This window comes from Paenibacillus sp. B-A-8 (assembly GCF_048572915.1).
Lineage (GTDB): Bacteria > Bacillota > Bacilli > Paenibacillales > Paenibacillaceae > Paenibacillus_AQ.
The window spans coordinates 23134-43858 of the sequence record NZ_CP183882.1 but is presented as its reverse complement, the minus strand read 5'-3'; the positions used below and the strand labels follow the sequence as shown (position 1 = coordinate 43858).

Here is a 20725-nt window from a genome sequence, read left to right as displayed (position 1 = left end):
ATAAGTGATGAGCGGTTGCTCTGCGATCAACGAAATGATCATCTGGCGTTCCTTAACGGTTATCATCACTATAGCTTATCAAAGAATAATTTGCAAAAGCTTCCGAACTAATTTAACTCCGGCTTCACAGGTCCAATCACATAAACGGTACGTGATTTACGACCGAAATTACGCACATGGCTCAGTGAATCGTAATAGACGTCTACTTTATTGCCTTTAATGGCACCGCCAGTATCTTCAGCTCGGCGGAATCCAAGCCCCTCAATATATACCCACCAGCCAATAGGGATTACATTCGGGTCTACTGCAATTGTACGACCTTCCGTTACGCGTGTTCCGGAGGCAGTTTTGGTACCTATACCTGGCTCTTCTGATGAATAAGCTGTCATGGAGACGTTCTTAATCATCTTCTTGTACTCAAAGTCTACGCCAGCCTTGCTTGTGACGTTATTAGTCTTGGCGCTAACCTTAGCCGTTTTGGAAGTAGTGTTTGAATTGGAAGTTGTTGTAGTCTTAGCTACAGCCGGCTTAGGAAGTGGTTTGGTACCAACGGCAATAACTTTATCTTTCGTTACCGTTTGTACTTCCTTACCAATCATGCGCATAGAGGCCAGTTCTCCGTCTTGGTAGATCTTTTCAATATGCTGAATCATGACGCCTGGTTTGCCTGCCTGTGCCACTCTAACTGTTCCCACAGTAAGGGAGGGGTCTGCTGTCTTGATGACTCTGAAGGGTAAGTTAGTTGTCCGCTGTACAGTCTGTTTGTTGATGCGAACAATCTTAATCTCCATGTTGGCAGAAATGGCGGTGTCTAACGAAGGGAAAATCTTATCATGACCTTCTAGGGTGATGCCCATTTTGTCAATTGCTTTACCGATTGTATCCTCGGTTGTATATAACGTTTTTGTTGCTCCGTCCGCAGTAAGGCTAATTTTCTGCGCACGATTGATAACGACACGGTCACCGTCTTTTATTTCATCACTCAGTCCTAAAGATAGTTCATCATGCGGCTGCAGCGAAATTTGCTCTTTCTCCAGCACATCACCAAGAAGCGCTTCTCGCGTTTCAAGCGTCTGTGTCTGCCCGTCTATTACTAAAAATAATTGTTTGTTACTTTGACCGTGTACGTACAGCAGAATAAGTAGCGCGATAGCGACTGAAATCACGCCTGCAAGTAAAAGTACGCGAGTATTTACTTGCTCCCACCGTAGTGCGAAAGACCTGCTGGATGACTGCGAATCATGGGATACTTCTGGTTGGAATACGCCCATTCTCTCCATCCTCCTTACATAGCCCCGTCGTCAATTGTATATCATGAGGACTGAATTCCTTTGACGAAACTATTTGAGATTGTCACAGGACACGCACTTAATAACTTAGCGTCTCCTGCTCATGGATCGCCTGCTCGGCACAGCTACTCCCACCCCTGTTATATAACAGTATGTGGGCAACATTCTATTTATTCAAAAATAAAAAAGCCTAAAAAGAGTTCAATTGAGGACTCTTTCGTGGCTTCTCCAAATTCAGAATAGAGAATGCTTGTGCACGAGGTTGCCTCTCTTACTTGCGCTTACGGGGTTAGCTGTCGGGTTCGGACGAAAGAGAGACGCCCTATTTCAGGTCACCCGCTCATGGCGGTTGCCCTTAAATTCACCCCAAAGACCACGTGAAGAAATCAAATACTGTCCTGTGGCACGTCGAAGCCGTATTCAAAATACAGGCATGCGACAGGTCAATATTGGTTCCCCCGTTCTCCATACGGAGACTCAGCGAGACGATCCATGAATCAGTGGCTGTCACTATAACACAGCTCACATCACTGAAAAGATGATATCCTGTTTTGATGCATGTTGTAAAGGACGATTCAACCACGTTTAAGCAAAAATTTGGTTAAAATATTGTAATATTCAGCCGTTTTTATATTAAAAAAGTTTAATATATCGGCCATTCTCTATTTTTCGCCTGTTTTACTCCCGTTTTCACTCAATCCCAAATCGTTCCAGTGCGTTCGCATACGTTATTTTAGCCAATTCTTCCCATGTTAGCCCTTTAATTTCAGCTGCCGCCTCTGCTACCAACTTCACATGAGCACTCTCATTTCGCTTCCCGCGGAAGGGATGAGGAGTCAAATATGGAGCATCCGTTTCGATCAATAATCGGTCTAACGGGGTCTGCGCAAGCACTTCTTTTGGCACTCGTGCATTTTTGAACGTAATGGGTCCTCCAAACGATAAATGAAAACCAAGATTCAAGCACATTTTTGCTGTTTCCCAGCTTCCTGAGAATGAGTGCATTACGCCTCCAACCTCATTTGCCTTTTCTTCCCGCAAAATCCGTACAACATCTTCATGGGCATCACGGTCATGAATACAAATCGGCATCTTTAGTTCACGGGCTAGTCCGATTTGCTTGCGAAAAACCTCATGTTGCACATCCTTGGGAGAGGTATCCCAGTAATAATCCAGTCCAATTTCCCCAATAGCCACCACTTTTTTATGACTGCACAGAGAAGCGATCCAATCGAGATCTCCTTCTTTCATATCTATCGCATCCTGTGGATGCCAGCCCACTGCAGCATAAATATAATCATAAGATTCTGCCAGCTTCATCGTAGAGGGAATCGTCTCCCGATTAAATCCGATATTAATCATCTTACTAACGCCAGCCTCTACAGCACGAGCGATAACTTCTTCGCGATCCTCGTCGAATTGAGGTGCATCCAGATGCGTATGTGTGTCAAACAGAAACATTTTTGCCGTCACTCCTTGTTGTTTTTTAACATAAGACAGTGTGAATTTCACGCCATCTATTGTATCGTCTATTTCTACGAGAAGCAGTTATTGATTTCAAAAGACGAAAACATCGTTTCTTCTTGTCAAAAATCCCATATTTTCTTGTATTATTTTGCAAAAATCACTGCTATTGAAGATGGCAATCGTGTAAGCGCTTGTCTCAACTTATCTTGAGGAAAATACAAATGATACCTGCCACGATGAATGCCGCTAATAGAGCGTACAATATCCGACACCTCTGAAATTTCCCTCAGCTGATCATGTCGATCAAGCAGCAAGATTTGCTTATTGTCAAAGGCTTCTCCCGGACGGAACACATCATAGGGTAAATCTGTCGGAAAATCAATCTCCAAGTCATATTCCGGGTGAAGTCCCGCTGCCGCAAAACTGCTGCGAATTTCAGTAATCATATCTGTATCAAGATTCTCCATCTCAACATATTTATACAGTTTACGATGAATAAAACGGGTACACAAGTCGCTTAATAGCTCATCTTTTTCAAGCGTCCACTGCATAAAAGCCGTCTGTACCAGCGCCTCATCTAACATTAAATATTGCTTCACTGTCACCTCTCCACGGAACAAATCCTCCAGCGGATTAATCATAAAACTAAAATGGTACCCCTCTTGGAAAAGCTCCTTAGCTCTACGGAAAATTTGTCGCAAAATAATCTCAGAGCTGCGTGTCACCGGATGAAAATATACTTGCCAGTACATTTGATAACGCGACATTAAATAATCCTCAATCGCATGCATTCCCGATTCTTTTACCACAACCCGACCATTATAAGGACGCAGCATTCTCAAAATCCGATCAATATCGATCGTTCCATAGTTTACACCTGTATAGTACGCATCACGCAACAAATAATCCATGCGATCAGCATCTAGCGGACTGGAAACCAGATTAACAACGATTTCATGCTCATAAGTTTTGGAGATCACTGAAGCTACTTTACGAGGAAAATCCTCCTCCACATCACGCAAGATTTCAGTTATTTCTGTGTCCTCCAGAATAATACGACAAGTCCAATCCTCATGGTTCATTTCAAAAGCTTCTTCTATAGAATGAGAAAATGGACCATGCCCCAGATCATGAAGCAAAGCCGCACACAAGGTTAGCAGACTTTCTTCAGGAATCCAATCCTTATACCCGCTTCGTTCAAATTGCGAAATGATTCTACGTGTAATTTCGTATACCCCAAGGGAATGAGAAAACCGACTATGCTCTGCACCATGAAAAGTCAGATACGAGGTACCCAGCTGGCGGATTCGGCGTAGACGCTGAAACTCCTTTGTATTTATTAGTCGCCAAATAATAGTATCCTGCACGTGGATATAGTTGTGAACCGGATCTTTGAAAACCTTTTCTTCTGTAAGCGGCTGCTTCATGAGATCAACTCCTTTTTTAAATTTAATATGATTTTAACCAATTTAAGTATATAATAAGTAATTATGTCGTACTTTGTCGAATGATGACGATTTTAGTCTTGGTAAATCGACAAAGTTTATTTTTACACTTTTTTTAGAATTCGTGATTATGATAGGCAATTCAAAGTTTTTGTGAAAAAGTTCTTAATTAGCATATGAAAAAAGGTTGACTGTTTTGGGAATCGTTGGTATTATGAATATCATAAAACAGTGAACAATGTCGAATAATGGCGTTTTTGGGACATTGAGAGGAGTAACGATTGTTATGATGAAATCAACAGGAATTGTAAGAAAAGTAGACGAACTTGGTCGGGTAGTTATTCCCATTGAATTGCGCCGTACTCTTGGTATTGGTGAAAAAGACGCACTTGAAATTTACGTTGATGGTGAGCGCATTATGCTTAAGAAATATGAGCCTGCCTGCATTTTCTGTGGCAACGCTGAGAACGTAACTTACTTTAAAGGAAAAATAGTTTGTCATGAATGCATTTCTACTATTCCTACCCCTGTGACAAACTAAAATAAATAGTATATAATAGAACTAATCAAATTGTTAATTCTAACCTTTTCATATCTCCTTGACCTCCCGTGACCGCGGGAGGTATTTTTTTTCTGCTTTTACTTCAGTTTCCCGCCTCAAAAGGGTGTCTAAAAGGACTTATTCCCCTCTTTGTACAAAGTACATTAACCTACATGTAAATCTCTTAAGCACAATTAAACTTTGTATTCTTAGCCTCTCAGCATAAGAACCGGTCTATAACACTTACTGCTCAGCTTTATCAAGAAGCGCGTTATAAATATCCCGCTTTGCAACACCACGATCAGAAGCTGCTTTTTTCATAGCTTCTTTACGTGGTAAATCTGCCGCTTCGTAATGTGCAACATGCTCCTCAATACTTAACTGGCGCCACCAAGCCGATTCTGCCAATTCGGCATCTTCCTTACTCTCACCTTCAACAACGATTACATACTCGCCAAGCGGTGGATGTTCAGCAAGCCAATCCGCACATTCCTCAATCGTCCCACGTAAAAACTCTTCATATCTCTTCGTCAATTCACGAGCCAGTACAATTCGTCGATTGCCGAATGCTTCTTGGAGATGAGCCAGCGTCTTCACCACTCGATGTGGAGACTCATAGAACAGTATGGTCCCTTGTGCCGAACGAAGAGGACTTAATACCGCACGGATATCTTTACGTTCACGTGGTAAGAAACCGATAAAAGTGAACGTAGTCGTAGGCAAACCAGAAGCAATTAAAGCTGACAAAGCTGCGTTAGCTCCAGGTATAGGAATCACTGGTATACCGTGACTTATGGCAAGGGCTACAAGGTCTGCACCAGGATCAGAAATGGCTGGTAATCCGGCATCGCTGACGAGAGCCAAATTTTTTCCTTCTATTATATAGCGGATAAGTTCAGGTCCACTGGCAGCCTTATTATGCTCATGGTAACTGAACAGCATAGAAGGTGTAATTTCAAAATGGCTTAACAATTTTCGAGTTTGTCTTGTATCCTCAGCAGCTATAATATCGCATTCCTGCAATGTGCGAACAGCGCGATAGGTCATATCCTCTAAATTACCGATGGGTGTTGCCACCAAAAAGAGTGAACCTGTTGATTCCTGCTTATGTGTATTGTTATTGTTTTGGAAACTGCTTTGGCATGATATCGTCATGATTTACCCTCTTTAGCACCGTAGTAGATGTCCATAATTTCTGGACAGTATTGATTGTCCTCATTATATACAATGAGTGGTGGCTGTAAACGAACCTCTGGTTTGCCGTCACGAATCGCTTCAATTAATACCATGTTGGCTTCCAGATGCGCACGTGGATGTACAAAGCGAATAATCTTAGGCTCTAGCCTATATTTTCTCATAAGACTAATAATATCCACCAACCGTTGTGGCTTGTGAACCATACTTACCTTTCCTCCGGTCCGAACTAGTCGCACACAGGCTTGAATGACCTCCTCCAGTGTACACCCTATTTCGTGACGAGCCATAGCTTGATGCGTGTTCAGCTTTAGGTCACTACCGTTAAGCGGCATATAAGGAGGATTAACAGTTATCGCATCATATACGCCATGCCCTGCTACTTTATATAACTCACGTAAATCACCTTCATGGATCACAACCTGATCCTGAAGTCCATTCAAAGCCACACTACGCCGAGCCATATCCGCTAAACGAGGCTGAATTTCAATCCCTTCTATAGAAGCTTTTGTTCGGGTTGTCATCAGAATAGGTATTACACCGTTTCCAGTACAAAGATCCAGGACTCTCCCGCGTGGCGGGACGCTGGCGAAACGTGCAAGAAGTACAGCATCCATAGAAAAGCTAAATACTTCATCGCTTTGAATAATTCGTAAATCATGCGTTAGTAAATCATCCACCCGCTCCGTTGGTAACAAAGGAACAGGTATATCGTTATAAGAATTAGTCATGTAATAATCTCCTAAAAGTTTTGTTGAGCTAAGTTTCATTGAATATATCACTGAGATAAAACTTGCTTGGGAAGCATATGCTTTGTTTTGTTGAGTCTAGCTCCATTGAATTCGTTAACCTCATTTAGCCTAAATTCAAAAAAAACCGTAGGATCAATCTCCTACGGCTGGATATCCTCATTTATTAAGAAAAGAAAGACAGAACAGACAATCACCTTCCGTGCGTAAATGTCCAAAATAAACATTACAGATGTGAAAGCCTTCATGGTAAAGCCGGGCCAAGTTGTCATAACCTTCCCCGACAACCTCTTCTGTTCCCTCTCCGGCAGCTAAAAGAGCTTCCGCCTCCGCAGAATCTACGGTAGGATCCAAAGGTGCATCCCGCTTTAAAATTTTGCGAAGCTGTTCATTCTCCAGAGTTAACCTCTGATTAGCTTCCATCAGCTCTTTTACCGTCTGTTTCCATTCTCCAAGATTGGCGCGCATCGTTTCCATCTGTGCTTCCATATCCTGCATGTGTGCAAATATATTTTTCTTCTCCAAGTTTCCACCCCGAAAGTAACCTTATAATGGTTTACTTGACGACAACATCATCCATTGGAAGTTCCTTAACTTTGCCCACTTCAAACAACTGTACATGAACCGTACGGCTTCCGGCATTAAGTCCTACTACTTTGCCATCACCCAATGAGGTCACGACAATCTTGCCGACCGCTGGCATTTCTTCCTTTACACTCTCATAATTGTCATGCTCAAACTTCAAACAACACATCAGACGTCCACAAAGTCCTGAAATCTTCGTCGGATTAAGTGATAGGTTCTGATCCTTGGCCATTTTTATGGATACGGGTTCAAAATCCCCTAACCAAGATGAACAACAAAGCACTCGTCCACAAGGTCCAAGTCCACCAAGCATTTTGGCCTCATCACGCACCCCAATTTGCCGTAGCTCAATGCGGGTCCGGAAGATACTTGCTAGATCTTTAACCAATTCTCTAAAGTCGACCCGTCCTTCGGCCGTAAAGTAAAATATAATCTTATTACGGTCAAAAGTAAACTCTACATCGACGAGCTTCATTTTGAGACCATGGTCGCGTATTTTATTTAAACAGGTGGTAAACGCCTCTTTAGCGGCCCCTTTGTTCTCTTCAACCACGCGTGCGTCGGTTTCTCCGGCAATACGCATCACTTTTTTGAGGGGCAACACTACGTCGGATTCTTCCACCTCTTTTTTGCCTACGACAACTTTACCGTATTCAACCCCACGTGCTGTCTCCACAATAACATATTGATCCCGTTCAATCGGAAAATCAAGTGGATCGAAATAATATATTTTACCCGCTTTTTTAAAACGGACACCTACTACGCTGTACAAAAATTAACCCCCTTGTTTGCCGGTAAAAGGAACCTATGGGCATGTCCGCTCCCTGATGATTCATGCTTGTCCTTCCTCGTCGGTTAAAACGATACTTCCAGGTAAAGCGACATCCGGAGGATATATCATAACTAATCCTTTAACTTTCCAGTCGGATTAAAAACTGCTCCAGACACAACTGGGCATTGGCATTGGATCGCAGCTTCTTAGTACTCTCTGCGGCAAATCCCATATAAGCCACCCATTGTTCCGCACTCCGCTCACGGGCATGCCTGGAAATAAAGTCTAACTGATCTATGAAAACGATACTCTCATGCTTACGGTACAGGAAGTAGAGCATATCTTTAAACCACAGATGGAACATGCTGAAGAAGATATCCAAATGTTCAGCGAGCCCGGTCTTGAACAGCTTCTGCCCAGCAGTTGCTACCGCGGAGCTGCCCTTGCCTAAGGACTCCTTAGCTAATTGTAACATTACATTTCTCATTTCTGCAAACCAATTCTGTTCCAAAAGTTTCCTGCAACCATCAAGTCCTGAACTAAGTGATACTGCACATCGAGCTAAGGGTATAGGAACGCCCTCACTTGCCAGAGCTTGCAGCATAATATCCGGATTTAACGGACTAAATGGAATCCGCTGAGTCCGCGACTGAATCGTTGGCAATAAGGAACGGCTATTATCAGAAATTAAGATTCCAACAGCCGGAGCCGGTGGCTCCTCCAGAAATTTCAGCAGACTATTGGCAGCTTGTACTGTCATTTTGTCTGCTCCATCTATAATATATACTTTCGGATTCACACCCTCTGACCGATAGGAAAAGACGCGCTGCAGCTCACGGATTTGATCTATTTTAATACTTGCTCCATCTGGCTGCAGCAGTGACAAATCAGGGTGGTTTCCATGCTCTACTTTCCGGCACTCCAGGCATTCCCCACAGGCATCGTCCTTGCTCTGGGTACAAAATATTGCTTGGGCAAACATCAGCGCCGTTTTCATTTGTCCACTGCCTGCCGGTCCTGTAAATAAATAAGCATGACTCACAGCTTCTTTGCGCAAGGCATTTTGGAGAAGCCGCTTAGCGTTCTCCTGGCCTACTATATCATGAAAAGGCATAATTTCCTCCCAAAACTTTAAAAAGAAAGGTTGATTAACAACCCGCGAATTTCTCCAACACGTCCCAACAGATCTATCCGGCCTTGCTCACTATTCAGCAAATCATCTGCCATAGATAGCAAAGCCGAATCAATTTCCTCAAGCAGCTTGTAACGCTTGCCACGGCCACGTCGATCCCAACCGCGTGTTTCTTTCAGAGTAACGCCTCTTCGAGCCGTTTCTTCCAGAAACCTTTTGATCATCATCCGGTAAATGGTAAGTTCACGAATCGTCATAGACTTAGATAAACGATCCCCTTGAGACTGTATTTCTTTGATCTGGCGGTTTAGTTCATCTTTGGTTTTCTGCTCACTTTGCTGCTGAAAAACGTCAGAGAACGTTTTTTGCTGAACGGGTTTGTTAGCCCCTTCTGTATTTGTCATCTCACTCTTTAAGGGCCTATACCCCGGATTGATCTTCAAAGGTTATCTACCGCCCTTTTTGTAAATGACTTGCTAATTTATATTATACTTAATAATGTTCAAAACGATCTACAGGAAGTACGAATACAGTAGCTCCACCGACTTGCACCTCGACAGGAAGCGGCAAATACGAATCCGTTGTACCACTCATCGGTGTTACCGGAGTGACCAACTGCTCACGCACTTTACAGCTGTTACGGATTACGGTCAATACGGATTCAATCTGACCGTCTTCTACCCCGATCATAAATGTCGTATTACCCGCCCGTAAAAAGCCACCAGTACTTGCAAGTTTAGTAGCACGGAAATTGGCTTTGACTAGCTCGCTGGACAACCGGTTACTGTCCTTATCCTGGATAATTGCAATGATCAACTTCATCTTCGCATTCCCTCCCAATACTTTTATGGTGTATTACTACATAGAGTTTCTCGTAGTAACCCTTGCTTGATAAACAAACGCCTAGTTATATGTCACTTCTCTTAGTATATTAGACAAAACACCCTAAAAACCCTTTAATACTCTCTCTTCAAGTGTTCTCACGATATCTTGTTCTACCATATGAATAGGGCGATTAGCATCTAGAACTACTATTCTGTCCGGATTTGCTTCAACTAATAATTGATAGCCTTCGCGAACCTTCTGATGAAAGGAAAGACTCTCCAGATCCAGACGATTTACTTCCCGTTCTTGATTTGCTGCAATCCGTGACAGCCCTATCTCTGGATCTACATCCAGATAAAAGGTTAGATCCGGCATACGGTTTCCAATCGCAAAGCGATTAATACTCCATACTTCTTCAATTCCAAGCCCTCTCGCATGTCCTTGATAAACAAGGCTGCTGTCCACAAAACGGTCACAGAGCACTGTTAGCCCTTCTCTAAGAGCCGGCTCAACGACTTCGGCGAGATGTTGGCTTCTTGATGCAGCGTATAGCAATGCCTCTGTGCGCGCATCCATTGCTGTATGGGCAGGATCTAGAATAATAGAGCGAATCTTCTCGGCAATTTCAACGCCACCGGGTTCACGTGTTATTCGATAAGGCATGGACCGATTCTGTAAATAGGCTGCTACTCTACCTAATACCGTTGTTTTGCCGGAGCCATCGCCCCCTTCTAATGTAATGAAGAAACCTTCTTTTCCCACTTATGCTTCTCCGCCCTTCTGAATGTTGTATACCTTAATACGCTGTAAGACCGGATCAGCACAAGCCTGAAATTTGGCGCCTCCTTTGGCTAAACCAGCCAGCCTTCTTTGTATCTGATTTGTGATCACTTCACCCGGATATAATATCGGGATCCCCGGCGGATATGGAATAACCATCTCCGCCGCCACTCTCCCCACGCTACATTCAAGATCAATGCTTTCAATCTCACTAGCTAACACTGGCTTCAATGAAAAGGAGACAGGCTCCGAGATTTGTAAAGAATCGAAATTGTTCCACGTGGAAATATTACGAGCGTCTGGTTTGCTAAGCGTATGCGGTGATTCGGAAGGTTGTTCCGAATCTATTTCCCGCAGCGCCAGCAGCAATTGCTCTGCATCTTCAGCCCTTGATCCAAGGCTGAACAGCAGCACTACGTGCCGGTCATCACTCATCTCCGGCACACAGCCCTTAGCCTCGAGCTTGCGCTGCAGCTCGAAGCCGCTCAGGACCCCGGTGGCGTCATAAATGACGACTTTGAAGGGGTCCTGTGTCACGTACGCCGCCATAGAATCAGGCGGCGTATTTGGGTGCAGCGGCTCTGCCGGCTGCACCTGCCCATAGCGCGGCAGCTCCGCGAGCCCGCGCCGCAGGACGTCCACGGCGGCCAGCCCCGCCGTGAAGGCATCCTTGCCCCGGCTGTGCAGCAGCCGCCGGGCAAGATCCAGCGACGCCATCATAGGATATGATGGGCTGGAGCTCTGCACCATGGCGAGCCGCTGCCGGAGCAGGGCGCGGTCGAGCCGCGGCCCTTGAACATGCAGCATAGCGCCCATGGTCATCGCTGTGAGCATCTTGTGCGTGGACTGCACGACACCGTCCGCGCCACAAGCTAGTGCCCCGGCAGGCAGCGCCGGGTGCTGCCCGTAATGCGCCCCATGCGCCTCATCCACAAGCAGCGGTACACCGCTGTCGTGACAGATACGCGCGAGGGGCGCAAGATCACTGCCCATGCCGTAATAATTTGGCATGGTTACAAGTACGGCTGCGGCTTCAGGGTAGGCTGTAAGTGCAGCCTTAACAGCTTCTGCCGCCGGCGCCACTGCTAAGCCGCTAAGAGGGTCAATCAGCGGCTCCAGAAAAACAGCACGCACTCCAGCCAACATCAGCCCATGAATGACTGACTTATGCACATTGCGTTGAAGGATCATAAGCATTCCAGGCTCGGGACAAGCGGTTAGAATAAGAGCCAGATTGCCGGCTGTACTCCCACCCACTAGAAAAAAACTTTCCTCTGCTCCAAAGCAATCTGCTGCCAGCTCTTGCGCTTCCTTGATAACTCCCTCAGGATGATGAAGATCATCCGTTCCGGAAATTTCCGTAACATCATACTTCATTACCTCATCTAAAAAGCCAGCGCCTTCAACGCCATCATATGCCTTTCCATTTTTATGACCTGGCACATGATATGATCTATTACCCATAATTCTATATTGTTCCAGCATTTCGTATATAGGCGCCCTACAACGTTGTAATTTATTCATATTAAATTCCTTCCCATAGGGTTCCTTCTATTTTAACGTAAATATTCATAAACGCCTATGCTTCAGTACAAAAGCAACCCCACGGACAACAAAACGGCTTCTCCCGCCTGAAGAACGAGGAAGCCGTATACTAAATATCACTAATGCAGCCATCGTATCTTTCATCCAGACTGCTCTCTTAACCGCATCATTTAACAGAGTTACTCTACTTAAGCGTTCTTTTGCAATCCGATCTTCTTCATCCGGCCGATAAAAAAACGGTACTTGGCATCCTCAGCCTCGGTACGTATCATCTCAGCCTCACATTCCTCACAAATAAAATGCGAGACAATCACAATACCTTCCTCTTTTACCTGTCCACAAATGATACAAGCTTGCCCGGTTTGCTGTTCCATAACCATCCCACCTTGACTCTTTTAAGAACAGTATGATACACCTTCTATCATTTTAAACCTTTTCATAGTTTTTTCATATCCTTTGTATCGTGCTTTATATATATTCCGTTGCCGTTATATCGGTGAATTTCCGCACCAGTTTAATAAAATACAGCTAATCGCCGATATTAAGAACATACGAATTCACGAGGAGGTTAGACTATTATCTATGGAACCCACTACCAAAGGTGCAGCTACATTCTATCAATATAAACTAATTAAAAAAATCAATCTAACGGCACGCCTGCTGCCTATTTATATTATGCTTCCCCTATTAGTCCTTGTGCTTGAAACCGTATTTCTTTCCTGGTGGAGCATTCTCTACATCGTCATAGCAGCGCCTGTAGCCTTTTGGGTTCAATATGTCATTTCACGCTCGGTTCTTTTAATCTCAGGGCATCCCATTTCAAAAAGGTGGTCTGTCTCATTTAAACTGCCTTGGCTGGGGTTCATGCCTGATCAGCACATTAGTTACCGTATATTCCGAAAAGTACAACTACATAACTTCTATATCGGCCTTTGTATTGCAGCACTCTTTATTTTTTGGTCACCACCAGCATTTACAGTATCTCTGATCACTTGCCACTTATGGCTCTTACTGCCCCGTCTTTATACACTACTAAGATTGAATAAACAGGGTCAGGGAGGCATGCTGAAATTCAATCCAACCGATGTATCCTATTACTCTCAGTAAAGGGCAGTCCCTAATATAGCTCATACCATTTTCATATTAAAAAATAAATCGCCATCCTTAAAGGATGGCGATTGTTTATTTGGTCTTAAGGCCTTTAATAGAGGTCTTCTTTTCTTTAGGAATCATCACTACAAAATAATCATCATGCACTGTTAAATGAACCGTTAACCCATCCTTTAAAAAAACACCTGAAGAGTCACTATCATCATCTTCCTCTTCGGTCCAGCCCCAAGCTTTAATAGCCTCCATATAAGGATCCGGAATACCGTTCTTCTCCTTTAGGCCAGGTAAAGAATAACGTACATAATCCATAGCAACATTAGTAGTAGTCTGGTCGGGCGAGTTGGCCTCATGGGGGACAGGGAAGCTTTTCTCATTCAGTGCACCCTCAAAAGTATCCCACGTAGGTTCTTTGGTCCCGCAACTTGCTAGTATTAAAGTTAAAATACAAGAAATCATTATTAAACTAAATATTTTAAATTGTTTCATGCCTTAAATCCTCCTTACCTCTACAATGCATCTAAAGACACAAGAAAATTCAAAGTTAGAATTTATGAGTAGTTCCTTCGTATTAAAGATTTGCTAACTATTAGCACTTTTCTATTATACTTGTATCCAACGCGGCGTCGGTAACAAAAATGTCATTCCACAGTAACCTATTCTAATACTATTACTAGCCTTAAACAGTCGCATAATAAAAAAATAAAAAAGCCACTGCTGATATTATCAACAATGGCTTAATCTGCTTGGCAACGTCCTACTCTCCCAGGACCCTTCGGTCCAAGTACCATCGGCGCTGGAGGGCTTAACGGTCGTGTTCGGGATGGGTACGCGTGGAACCCCTCCGCTATCGCCACCAAACGGGCATTACAGCGTAATGCTCAGACTTCATCGCCTGAAAACTGAATCCGAATTGAATTTGCGTTTTAAGTATAGGATAAGCCCTCGACCGATTAGTATTGGTCAGCTCCATGCATTACTGCACTTCCACCTCCAACCTATCTACCTCGTCGTCTTCAAGGGGTCTTACTAATTGGGAAATCTCATCTTGAGGGGGGCTTCACGCTTAGATGCTTTCAGCGCTTATCCCGTCCGTACGTAGCTACCCAGCCATGCTTCTGGCGAAACAACTGGTGCACCAGCGGTACGTCCATCCCGGTCCTCTCGTACTAAGGACAGCTCCTCTCAAATTTCCTGCGCCCACGACAGATAGGGACCGAACTGTCTCACGACGTTCTGAACCCAGCTCGCGTACCGCTTTAATGGGCGAACAGCCCAACCCTTGGGACCTACTTCAGCCCCAGGATGCGATGAGCCGACATCGAGGTGCCAAACCTCCCCGTCGATGTGGACTCTTGGGGGAGATAAGCCTGTTATCCCCAGGGTAGCTTTTATCCGTTGAGCGATGGCCCTTCCATGCGGTACCACCGGATCACTAAGTCCGACTTTCGTCCCTGCTCGACTTGTAGGTCTCGCAGTCAAGCTCCCTTATGCCTTTGCACTCTTCGAATGATTTCCAACCATTCTGAGGGAACCTTGGAACGCCTCCGTTACTCTTTAGGAGGCGACCGCCCCAGTCAAACTGCCCGCCTGACACGGTCCCCGTACCCGATTAGGGCACTAGGTTAGAACCTAGATACGATCAGGGTGGTATCCCAACGGCGCCTCCACCGAAGCTTGCGCTCCGATTTCTACGGCTCCCACCTATCCTGTACAGATCGTACCCAAATTCAATATCAAGCTGCAGTAAAGCTCCATGGGGTCTTTCCGTCTTGTCGCGGGTAACCTGCATCTTCACAGGTATTAAAATTTCACCGGATCTCTCGTTGAGACAGCGCCCAAGTCGTTACGCCATTCGTGCGGGTCAGAATTTACCTGACAAGGAATTTCGCTACCTTAGGACCGTTATAGTTACGGCCGCCGTTTACTGGGGCTTCGGTTCATAGCTTCGGGTTACCCCTAACCACTCCCCTTAACCTTCCAGCACCGGGCAGGCGTCAGCCCGTATACTTCGCCTTGCGGCTTCGCACAGACCTGTGTTTTTGCTAAACAGTCGCTTGGGCCTTTTCACTGCGGCCCCCTCGTGCTATTCACACTACCGGGGCACCCCTTCTCCCGAAGTTACGGGGTCATTTTGCCGAGTTCCTTAACGAGAGTTCTTCCGCGCGCCTTAGAATTCTCTTCTCGCCTACCTGTGTCGGTTTGCGGTACGGGCACCTTCTCCTGGCTAGAGGCTTTTCTTGGCAGTGTGAGATCATGACCTTCGCTACTACAATTTTCGCTCCCCATCACAGCCCAGCCTTAATGATGTGCGGATTTGCCTACACATCAGCCTCACTGCTTAGACGGACATATCCATCAGTCCGCGTCACTACCCTCCTGCGTCACCCCATCGCTCATAGCGGATTACGGTGGTACAGTAATTTCAAACTGTTGTCCTTCGACTACGCCTTTCGGCCTCGCCTTAGGTCCCGACTTACCCTGAGCGGACGAGCCTTCCTCAGGAAACCTTGGGCTTTCGGCGGATCAGATTCTCACTGATCTTTTCGTTACTCATACCGGCATTCTCACTTGTATGCTGTCCAGCGCTCCTTACGGTACACCTTCAACCCACATACAACGCTCCCCTACCCCAGATACATTCGTATCTAGCCATAGCTTCGGTGGTGTGTTTAGCCCCGTTACATTTTCGGCGCAGAGTCACTCGACCAGTGAGCTATTACGCACTCTTTCAATGGTGGCTGCTTCTAAGCCAACATCCTGGTTGTCTGTGCAACTCCACATCCTTTCCCACTTAACACACACTTGGGGACCTTAGCTGATGGTCTGGGCTGTTTCCCTTTTGACAATGGATCTTAGCACTCACTGTCTGACTCCCGGCAATAAGTATATGGCATTCGGAGTTTGACTGAGCTTGGTAATCCTTGCGGACCCCGCACCCAATCAGTGCTCTACCTCCACTACTCTTATACCGAGGCTAGCCCTAAAGCTATTTCGGGGAGAACCAGCTATCTCCGAGTTCGATTGGAATTTCTCCGCTACCCCCACCTCATCCCCGCACTTTTCAACGTGCGTGGGTTCGGGCCTCCAGTGCGTGTTACCGCACCTTCACCCTGGACAGGGGTAGATCACACGGTTTCGGGTCTACGTCCACATACTGAGTCGCCCTATTCAGACTCGCTTTCGCTGCGGCTCCGTCTTCTCGACTTAACCTTGCATGTTAAACGTAACTCGCCGGTTCATTCTACAAAAGGCACGCCATCACCCATAGATAGGGCTCTGACTTTTTGTAAGCACACGGTTTCAGGTTCTATTTCACTCCCCTTCCGGGGTGCTTTTCACCTTTCCCTCACGGTACTGTTTCACTATCGGTCGCCAGGTAGTATTTAGCCTTAGCAGATGGTCCTGCTGGATTCATACGGGGTTTCACGTGCCCCGCACTACTCGGGATCCGTCTCGGAGAGAACACAGTTTAGGTTACAGGGCTTTTACCTCTATCGCGGGCCTTTCCAGACCTCTTCACCTACCATATTCCTTTGTAACTCCATGTGAGACGTCCCACAACCCCTAAGAGCAAGCTCTTAGGTTTAGGCTGTTCCGCGTTCGCTCGCCGCTACTGACGGAATCACTATTGTTTTCTCTTCCTCAGGGTACTTAGATGTTTCAGTTCCCCTGGTCTGCCTCTACATACCCTATGTATTCAGGTATGAGTAACTGCGAATTACCACAGCTGGGTTTCCCCATTCGGACACCCCCGGATCAAAGCTTGCTTACAGCTCCCCGAGGCAGTTTCGTTGTTCGCCACGTCCTTCGTCGGCTCCTGGCGCCTAGGCATCCTCCGTGTGCTCTTATTAGCTTAACCTTGATTTTTCCTAAGAAAAATCTCACTAATAACATTTACTTGTTTGCACAAGTTGCTAAAAGATGTTCTAAAACGCAAATTCGTTTCGGTATCCAGTTTTCAAGGATCAAGTCTTACTTGAGAGCTTAAACTCTCAAAACTGAGCAACGAGTGAGTAACAGGCCTAAACCTGAGATTGTGGAAGTTTAACTTCCGATTTGAATGTCTTCATTGCAGAAGACGATTCTCCATAGAAAGGAGGTGATCCAGCCGCACCTTCCGATACGGCTACCTTGTTACGACTTCACCCCAATCATCTACCCCACCTTCGGCGGCTGGCTCCCTTGCGGGTTACCCCACCGACTTCGGGTGTTGTAAACTCTCGTGGTGTGACGGGCGGTGTGTACAAGACCCGGGAACGTATTCACCGCGGCATGCTGATCCGCGATTACTAGCAATTCCGACTTCATGCAGGCGAGTTGCAGCCTGCAATCCGAACTGAGACCGGCTTTGATGGGATTGGCTCCACCTCGCGGCTTCGCTTCCCGTTGTACCGGCCATTGTAGTACGTGTGTAGCCCAGGTCATAAGGGGCATGATGATTTGACGTCATCCCCACCTTCCTCCGGTTTGTCACCGGCAGTCACTCTAGAGTGCCCAGCCTTACCTGCTGGCAACTAAAGTTAAGGGTTGCGCTCGTTGCGGGACTTAACCCAACATCTCACGACACGAGCTGACGACAACCATGCACCACCTGTCTCCTCTGTCCCGAAGGCCGCTGCTATCTCTAGCAGATTCAGAGGGATGTCAAGACCTGGTAAGGTTCTTCGCGTTGCTTCGAATTAAACCACATACTCCACTGCTTGTGCGGGTCCCCGTCAATTCCTTTGAGTTTCAGTCTTGCGACCGTACTCCCCAGGCGGAGTGCTTACTGTGTTAACTTCGGCACCAAGGGTATCGAAACCCCTAACACCTAGCACTCATCGTTTACGGCGTGGACTACCAGGGTATCTAATCCTGTTTGCTCCCCACGCTTTCGCGCCTCAGCGTCAGTTACAGCCCAGAAAGTCGCCTTCGCCACTGGTGTTCCTCCACATATCTACGCATTTCACCGCTACACGTGGAATTCCACTTTCCTCTTCTGTACTCAAGTCACCCAGTTTCCAGTGCGACCTTAGGTTGAGCCCAAGGTTTAAACACCAGACTTAAATGACCGCCTGCGCGCGCTTTACGCCCAATAATTCCGGACAACGCTTGCCCCCTACGTATTACCGCGGCTGCTGGCACGTAGTTAGCCGGGGCTTTCTTCTCAGGTACCGTCACTCCGATAGCAGTTACTCTACCGGACGTTCTTCCCTGGCAACAGAGCTTTACGATCCGAAAACCTTCATCACTCACGCGGCGTTGCTCCGTCAGACTTTCGTCCATTGCGGAAGATTCCCTACTGCTGCCTCCCGTAGGAGTCTGGGCCGTGTCTCAGTCCCAGTGTGGCCGTTCACCCTCTCAGGTCGGCTACGCATCGTCGCCTTGGTGGGCCGTTACCCCACCAACTAGCTAATGCGCCGCAGGCCCATCCCTCAGTGACAGATTGCTCCGTCTTTCATTCTTTCTTCAGGAGAAAAAAGAAATTATCCGGTATTAGCTACCGTTTCCGGTAGTTATCCCAGTCTAAGGGGCAGGTTGCCTACGTGTTACTCACCCGTCCGCCGCTAAGTTATTTTGAAAGCAAGCTTTCAAAATAACTCCGCTCGACTTGCATGTATTAGGCACGCCGCCAGCGTTCGTCCTGAGCCAGGATCAAACTCTCCAATTAGTATTGAAAAGAGCGATATGCTCATTTTGAAACATCTGACGAGAAAATTAATTCTCTAATTTGGATTTCACTTTCGTGATTTCCCACTCACTCGTTGTTCAGTTTTCAAAGATCAAGTTCTCGTTGGCGCCGTTTAATGTCTCAGCAGCAACTCTTATACTATATCATGTTCGGCTATTTAATGTCAAGCTCTTTTTTTAACTTCTTTTTCGAGCTCGGCATGTATATTTCTTGGCCGGACTTAGAATATATCATGTATAGAGATTGATTGCAACACTTTTTTTATAAAACTTTTACAGGTACATCATGTATTAAAGAATCCACTCACCCTTCTATTCTGCCGCCTTACATACATTCCTTACTTAGCGGCATAAGAAAGAATGTATACCCTATATATGAAATATGAAAAGGCAATTATATTTTTCTATAAACTACAAAGAAAAACAACTGCAAGGTTATCAGTTGTTTTAGAAAATAGCTTAGACGAATCTAGATTAAATCTGCTTCCTTCGCTCCAGTAACCACGGAAACGATACTCTTTCGAAGTACCTCTGCATTGTGAGCCTCGTACGGATTCACTTTGAAAATAACAGCATCTGCAATAAACCCCTCTGCAATTTGCCCCAGCTCGTTGCCACTACCTAGAATGTCAGCAGCGGTTTTTGTTGCAGACTGCCACGCTTCTCTTCGAGATAAACCATAATCAATCAACGTATCCAGTTCTTGAAGATTATAACCATGTAGTGCAGGTGTGGCATAATCTGTGCCGAATCCAATGCTTACACCTTCTCTTTTGGCATAATTAATAGCTTTGGAATGTGATTCGGCAGCACGGGCAGCTCGTTCGCAAATGATAGGGTTCAATGCTAGAACACCTTTCGGATCTGCAGCAATACGATAGATGGATGTTGTAGGTACAAAAGCTACCCCCGAGTTAGCAAGTCTTCCCGCCTGATCCTCTGTTAGAAACATCCCGTGCTCTATAGATTCCACGCCAGACTGGATGGACCAGTCTATCGTCACTCCTCCCCAGGTATGGACCAACACCTTTTTATCATGGGCATGTGCATTACGAACAATAAATGAGAACTCTTCTTCGGAAAAGATCGGATCAACGACTTTCTCAGTAGGTGCTCCAAGACCGCCTGTGGCCATGATTTTTATCCAGCCCGCTCCTGTTGCAAAGATTTCCGCCATCCGTTGTTCCAAATGCTTAAGACCAAGGGCATCTGCTGCACCAAGCATTTCGCTGCTGGTTTCCACTCTTAAAGGCTGTTGATACTGATGAACAAGATGCTGCACTGTGCTTGGCAGAATTCCACCTGCATCCCGTACAGTCGTTACACCCGTCCTAAGAGTAGCTTCAAAAGCCTGCGCCTGCATGGTTTCAATCTCGCGGGTATCGCGCTTCAATTGGTCCGCATGATCAAAGTCTGTCCAAGCAAGATGCGTATGAAGATCAATAATACCTGGACTTATCCATAGATCTGTATCTTTAAGCGTTGAGTTACCTTTATGTGGCTCCGCTTCAGTTATAGATGAAAAACGCCCATCTTTGATTACAACATCAAAACGTCTGCCTTCGATACCTGCTATATAAATATCCTTAAATGTCTGTAACTCTGGATGCTTATGAATCAT

At 45.7% G+C, this 20725-nt stretch carries 17 protein-coding genes, 3 rRNA genes and 1 riboswitch; of the genes, 2 read left to right on the top strand and 18 right to left on the bottom strand.

Going from position 1 to position 20725, the window contains the following annotated elements:
• Positions 1-107: 107 nt before the first annotated feature.
• From ACN6MV_RS00190 to ACN6MV_RS00180, 3 genes are all read right to left on the bottom strand, one after another.
• Complete coding sequence (locus ACN6MV_RS00190; protein ID WP_419885501.1) at positions 108-1271, bottom strand: ubiquitin-like domain-containing protein; 1164 nt, start codon at positions 1269-1271, stop codon at positions 108-110.
• A 281-nt stretch (positions 1272-1552) separates the two neighbouring features.
• Positions 1553-1782: riboswitch (cyclic di-AMP (ydaO/yuaA leader) on the bottom strand.
• Between the two features lie 197 nt (positions 1783-1979).
• Positions 1980-2750: a TatD family hydrolase gene (locus tag ACN6MV_RS00185; RefSeq protein WP_042123099.1), complete on the bottom strand. Its 771-nt coding sequence runs from the start codon at positions 2748-2750 to the stop codon at positions 1980-1982.
• Between the two features lie 149 nt (positions 2751-2899).
• The gene (locus ACN6MV_RS00180) at positions 2900-4183 is read right to left on the bottom strand and encodes an HD domain-containing protein (RefSeq protein ID WP_419885500.1); all 1284 of its coding nucleotides are present in this window, start codon (positions 4181-4183) and stop codon (positions 2900-2902) included.
• Between the two features lie 304 nt (positions 4184-4487).
• Here ACN6MV_RS00180 and ACN6MV_RS00175 point away from each other — a divergent pair, with 304 nt between their 5' ends.
• Complete coding sequence (locus ACN6MV_RS00175; protein ID WP_042123095.1) at positions 4488-4742, top strand: AbrB/MazE/SpoVT family DNA-binding domain-containing protein; 255 nt, start codon at positions 4488-4490, stop codon at positions 4740-4742.
• A 243-nt stretch (positions 4743-4985) separates the two neighbouring features.
• Here ACN6MV_RS00175 and rsmI read toward each other — a convergent pair whose 3' ends face one another.
• The 10 genes from rsmI to ACN6MV_RS00125 form a co-directional block, all read right to left on the bottom strand.
• Entirely contained in the window at positions 4986-5897 is a 912-nt protein-coding gene (gene rsmI / locus ACN6MV_RS00170; RefSeq protein WP_042123093.1) for a 16S rRNA (cytidine(1402)-2'-O)-methyltransferase, read from the bottom strand.
• Positions 5894-6667 carry a tRNA1(Val) (adenine(37)-N6)-methyltransferase gene (locus tag ACN6MV_RS00165; RefSeq protein ID WP_419885499.1) on the bottom strand — a complete coding sequence of 258 codons (774 nt, stop codon included), beginning with the start codon at positions 6665-6667 and terminating at the stop codon, positions 5894-5896. Before ACN6MV_RS00165 ends, rsmI begins: the two co-directional genes overlap by 4 nt.
• A 177-nt stretch (positions 6668-6844) precedes the next feature.
• Complete coding sequence (gene yabA / locus ACN6MV_RS00160) at positions 6845-7210, bottom strand: DNA replication initiation control protein YabA (protein WP_042123089.1); 366 nt, start codon at positions 7208-7210, stop codon at positions 6845-6847.
• Between the two features lie 31 nt (positions 7211-7241).
• Positions 7242-8042, bottom strand: a complete 801-nt coding sequence (locus tag ACN6MV_RS00155; protein WP_042123087.1) for a PSP1 domain-containing protein — start codon at positions 8040-8042, stop codon at positions 7242-7244.
• 139 nt (positions 8043-8181) lie between these two features.
• Positions 8182-9156 carry a DNA polymerase III subunit delta' gene (holB, locus tag ACN6MV_RS00150; protein WP_042123085.1) on the bottom strand — a complete coding sequence of 325 codons (975 nt, stop codon included), beginning with the start codon at positions 9154-9156 and terminating at the stop codon, positions 8182-8184.
• Between the two features lie 17 nt (positions 9157-9173).
• Complete coding sequence (locus ACN6MV_RS00145; protein WP_042123083.1) at positions 9174-9617, bottom strand: YaaR family protein; 444 nt, start codon at positions 9615-9617, stop codon at positions 9174-9176.
• Between the two features lie 49 nt (positions 9618-9666).
• Positions 9667-9996, bottom strand: a complete 330-nt coding sequence (locus ACN6MV_RS00140) for a cyclic-di-AMP receptor (protein WP_042123080.1) — start codon at positions 9994-9996, stop codon at positions 9667-9669.
• A 123-nt stretch (positions 9997-10119) separates the two neighbouring features.
• Complete coding sequence (gene tmk / locus ACN6MV_RS00135; protein WP_042123078.1) at positions 10120-10761, bottom strand: dTMP kinase; 642 nt, start codon at positions 10759-10761, stop codon at positions 10120-10122.
• A complete protein-coding gene (locus tag ACN6MV_RS00130; RefSeq protein WP_419885498.1) occupies positions 10762-12303 on the bottom strand; it encodes an aminotransferase class I/II-fold pyridoxal phosphate-dependent enzyme in 1542 nt (513 codons plus the stop codon). It lies immediately after the preceding gene.
• Between the two features lie 209 nt (positions 12304-12512).
• Positions 12513-12698 carry a sigma factor G inhibitor Gin gene (locus ACN6MV_RS00125; RefSeq protein WP_042123074.1) on the bottom strand — a complete coding sequence of 62 codons (186 nt, stop codon included), beginning with the start codon at positions 12696-12698 and terminating at the stop codon, positions 12513-12515.
• A 208-nt stretch (positions 12699-12906) separates the two neighbouring features.
• On the opposite strand from ACN6MV_RS00125, the gene ACN6MV_RS00120 reads away from it, so the two are divergent.
• Positions 12907-13431, top strand: coding sequence for a hypothetical protein (locus ACN6MV_RS00120; protein ID WP_042123072.1), 525 nt, complete (start codon positions 12907-12909; stop codon positions 13429-13431).
• Between the two features lie 75 nt (positions 13432-13506).
• On the opposite strand, the gene ACN6MV_RS00115 is transcribed toward ACN6MV_RS00120, so the two are convergent.
• The 5 genes from ACN6MV_RS00115 to ACN6MV_RS00095 all read right to left on the bottom strand — a co-directional run bounded on the left by ACN6MV_RS00115 (position 13507) and on the right by ACN6MV_RS00095 (position 20725).
• Positions 13507-13920 carry a hypothetical protein gene (locus tag ACN6MV_RS00115; RefSeq protein WP_042123070.1) on the bottom strand — a complete coding sequence of 138 codons (414 nt, stop codon included), beginning with the start codon at positions 13918-13920 and terminating at the stop codon, positions 13507-13509.
• Between the two features lie 255 nt (positions 13921-14175).
• Positions 14176-14292: ribosomal RNA gene (rrf, locus tag ACN6MV_RS00110) — 5S ribosomal RNA — on the bottom strand.
• A 72-nt stretch (positions 14293-14364) separates the two neighbouring features.
• Positions 14365-17293, bottom strand: a 23S ribosomal RNA gene (locus ACN6MV_RS00105).
• 233 nt (positions 17294-17526) lie between these two features.
• A 16S ribosomal RNA gene (locus ACN6MV_RS00100) occupies positions 17527-19084 on the bottom strand.
• The 16S, 23S and 5S rRNA genes sit together here, the layout of an rRNA operon.
• A 489-nt stretch (positions 19085-19573) precedes the next feature.
• Positions 19574-20725, bottom strand: a complete 1152-nt coding sequence (locus ACN6MV_RS00095) for an amidohydrolase family protein (protein ID WP_419885497.1) — start codon at positions 20723-20725, stop codon at positions 19574-19576.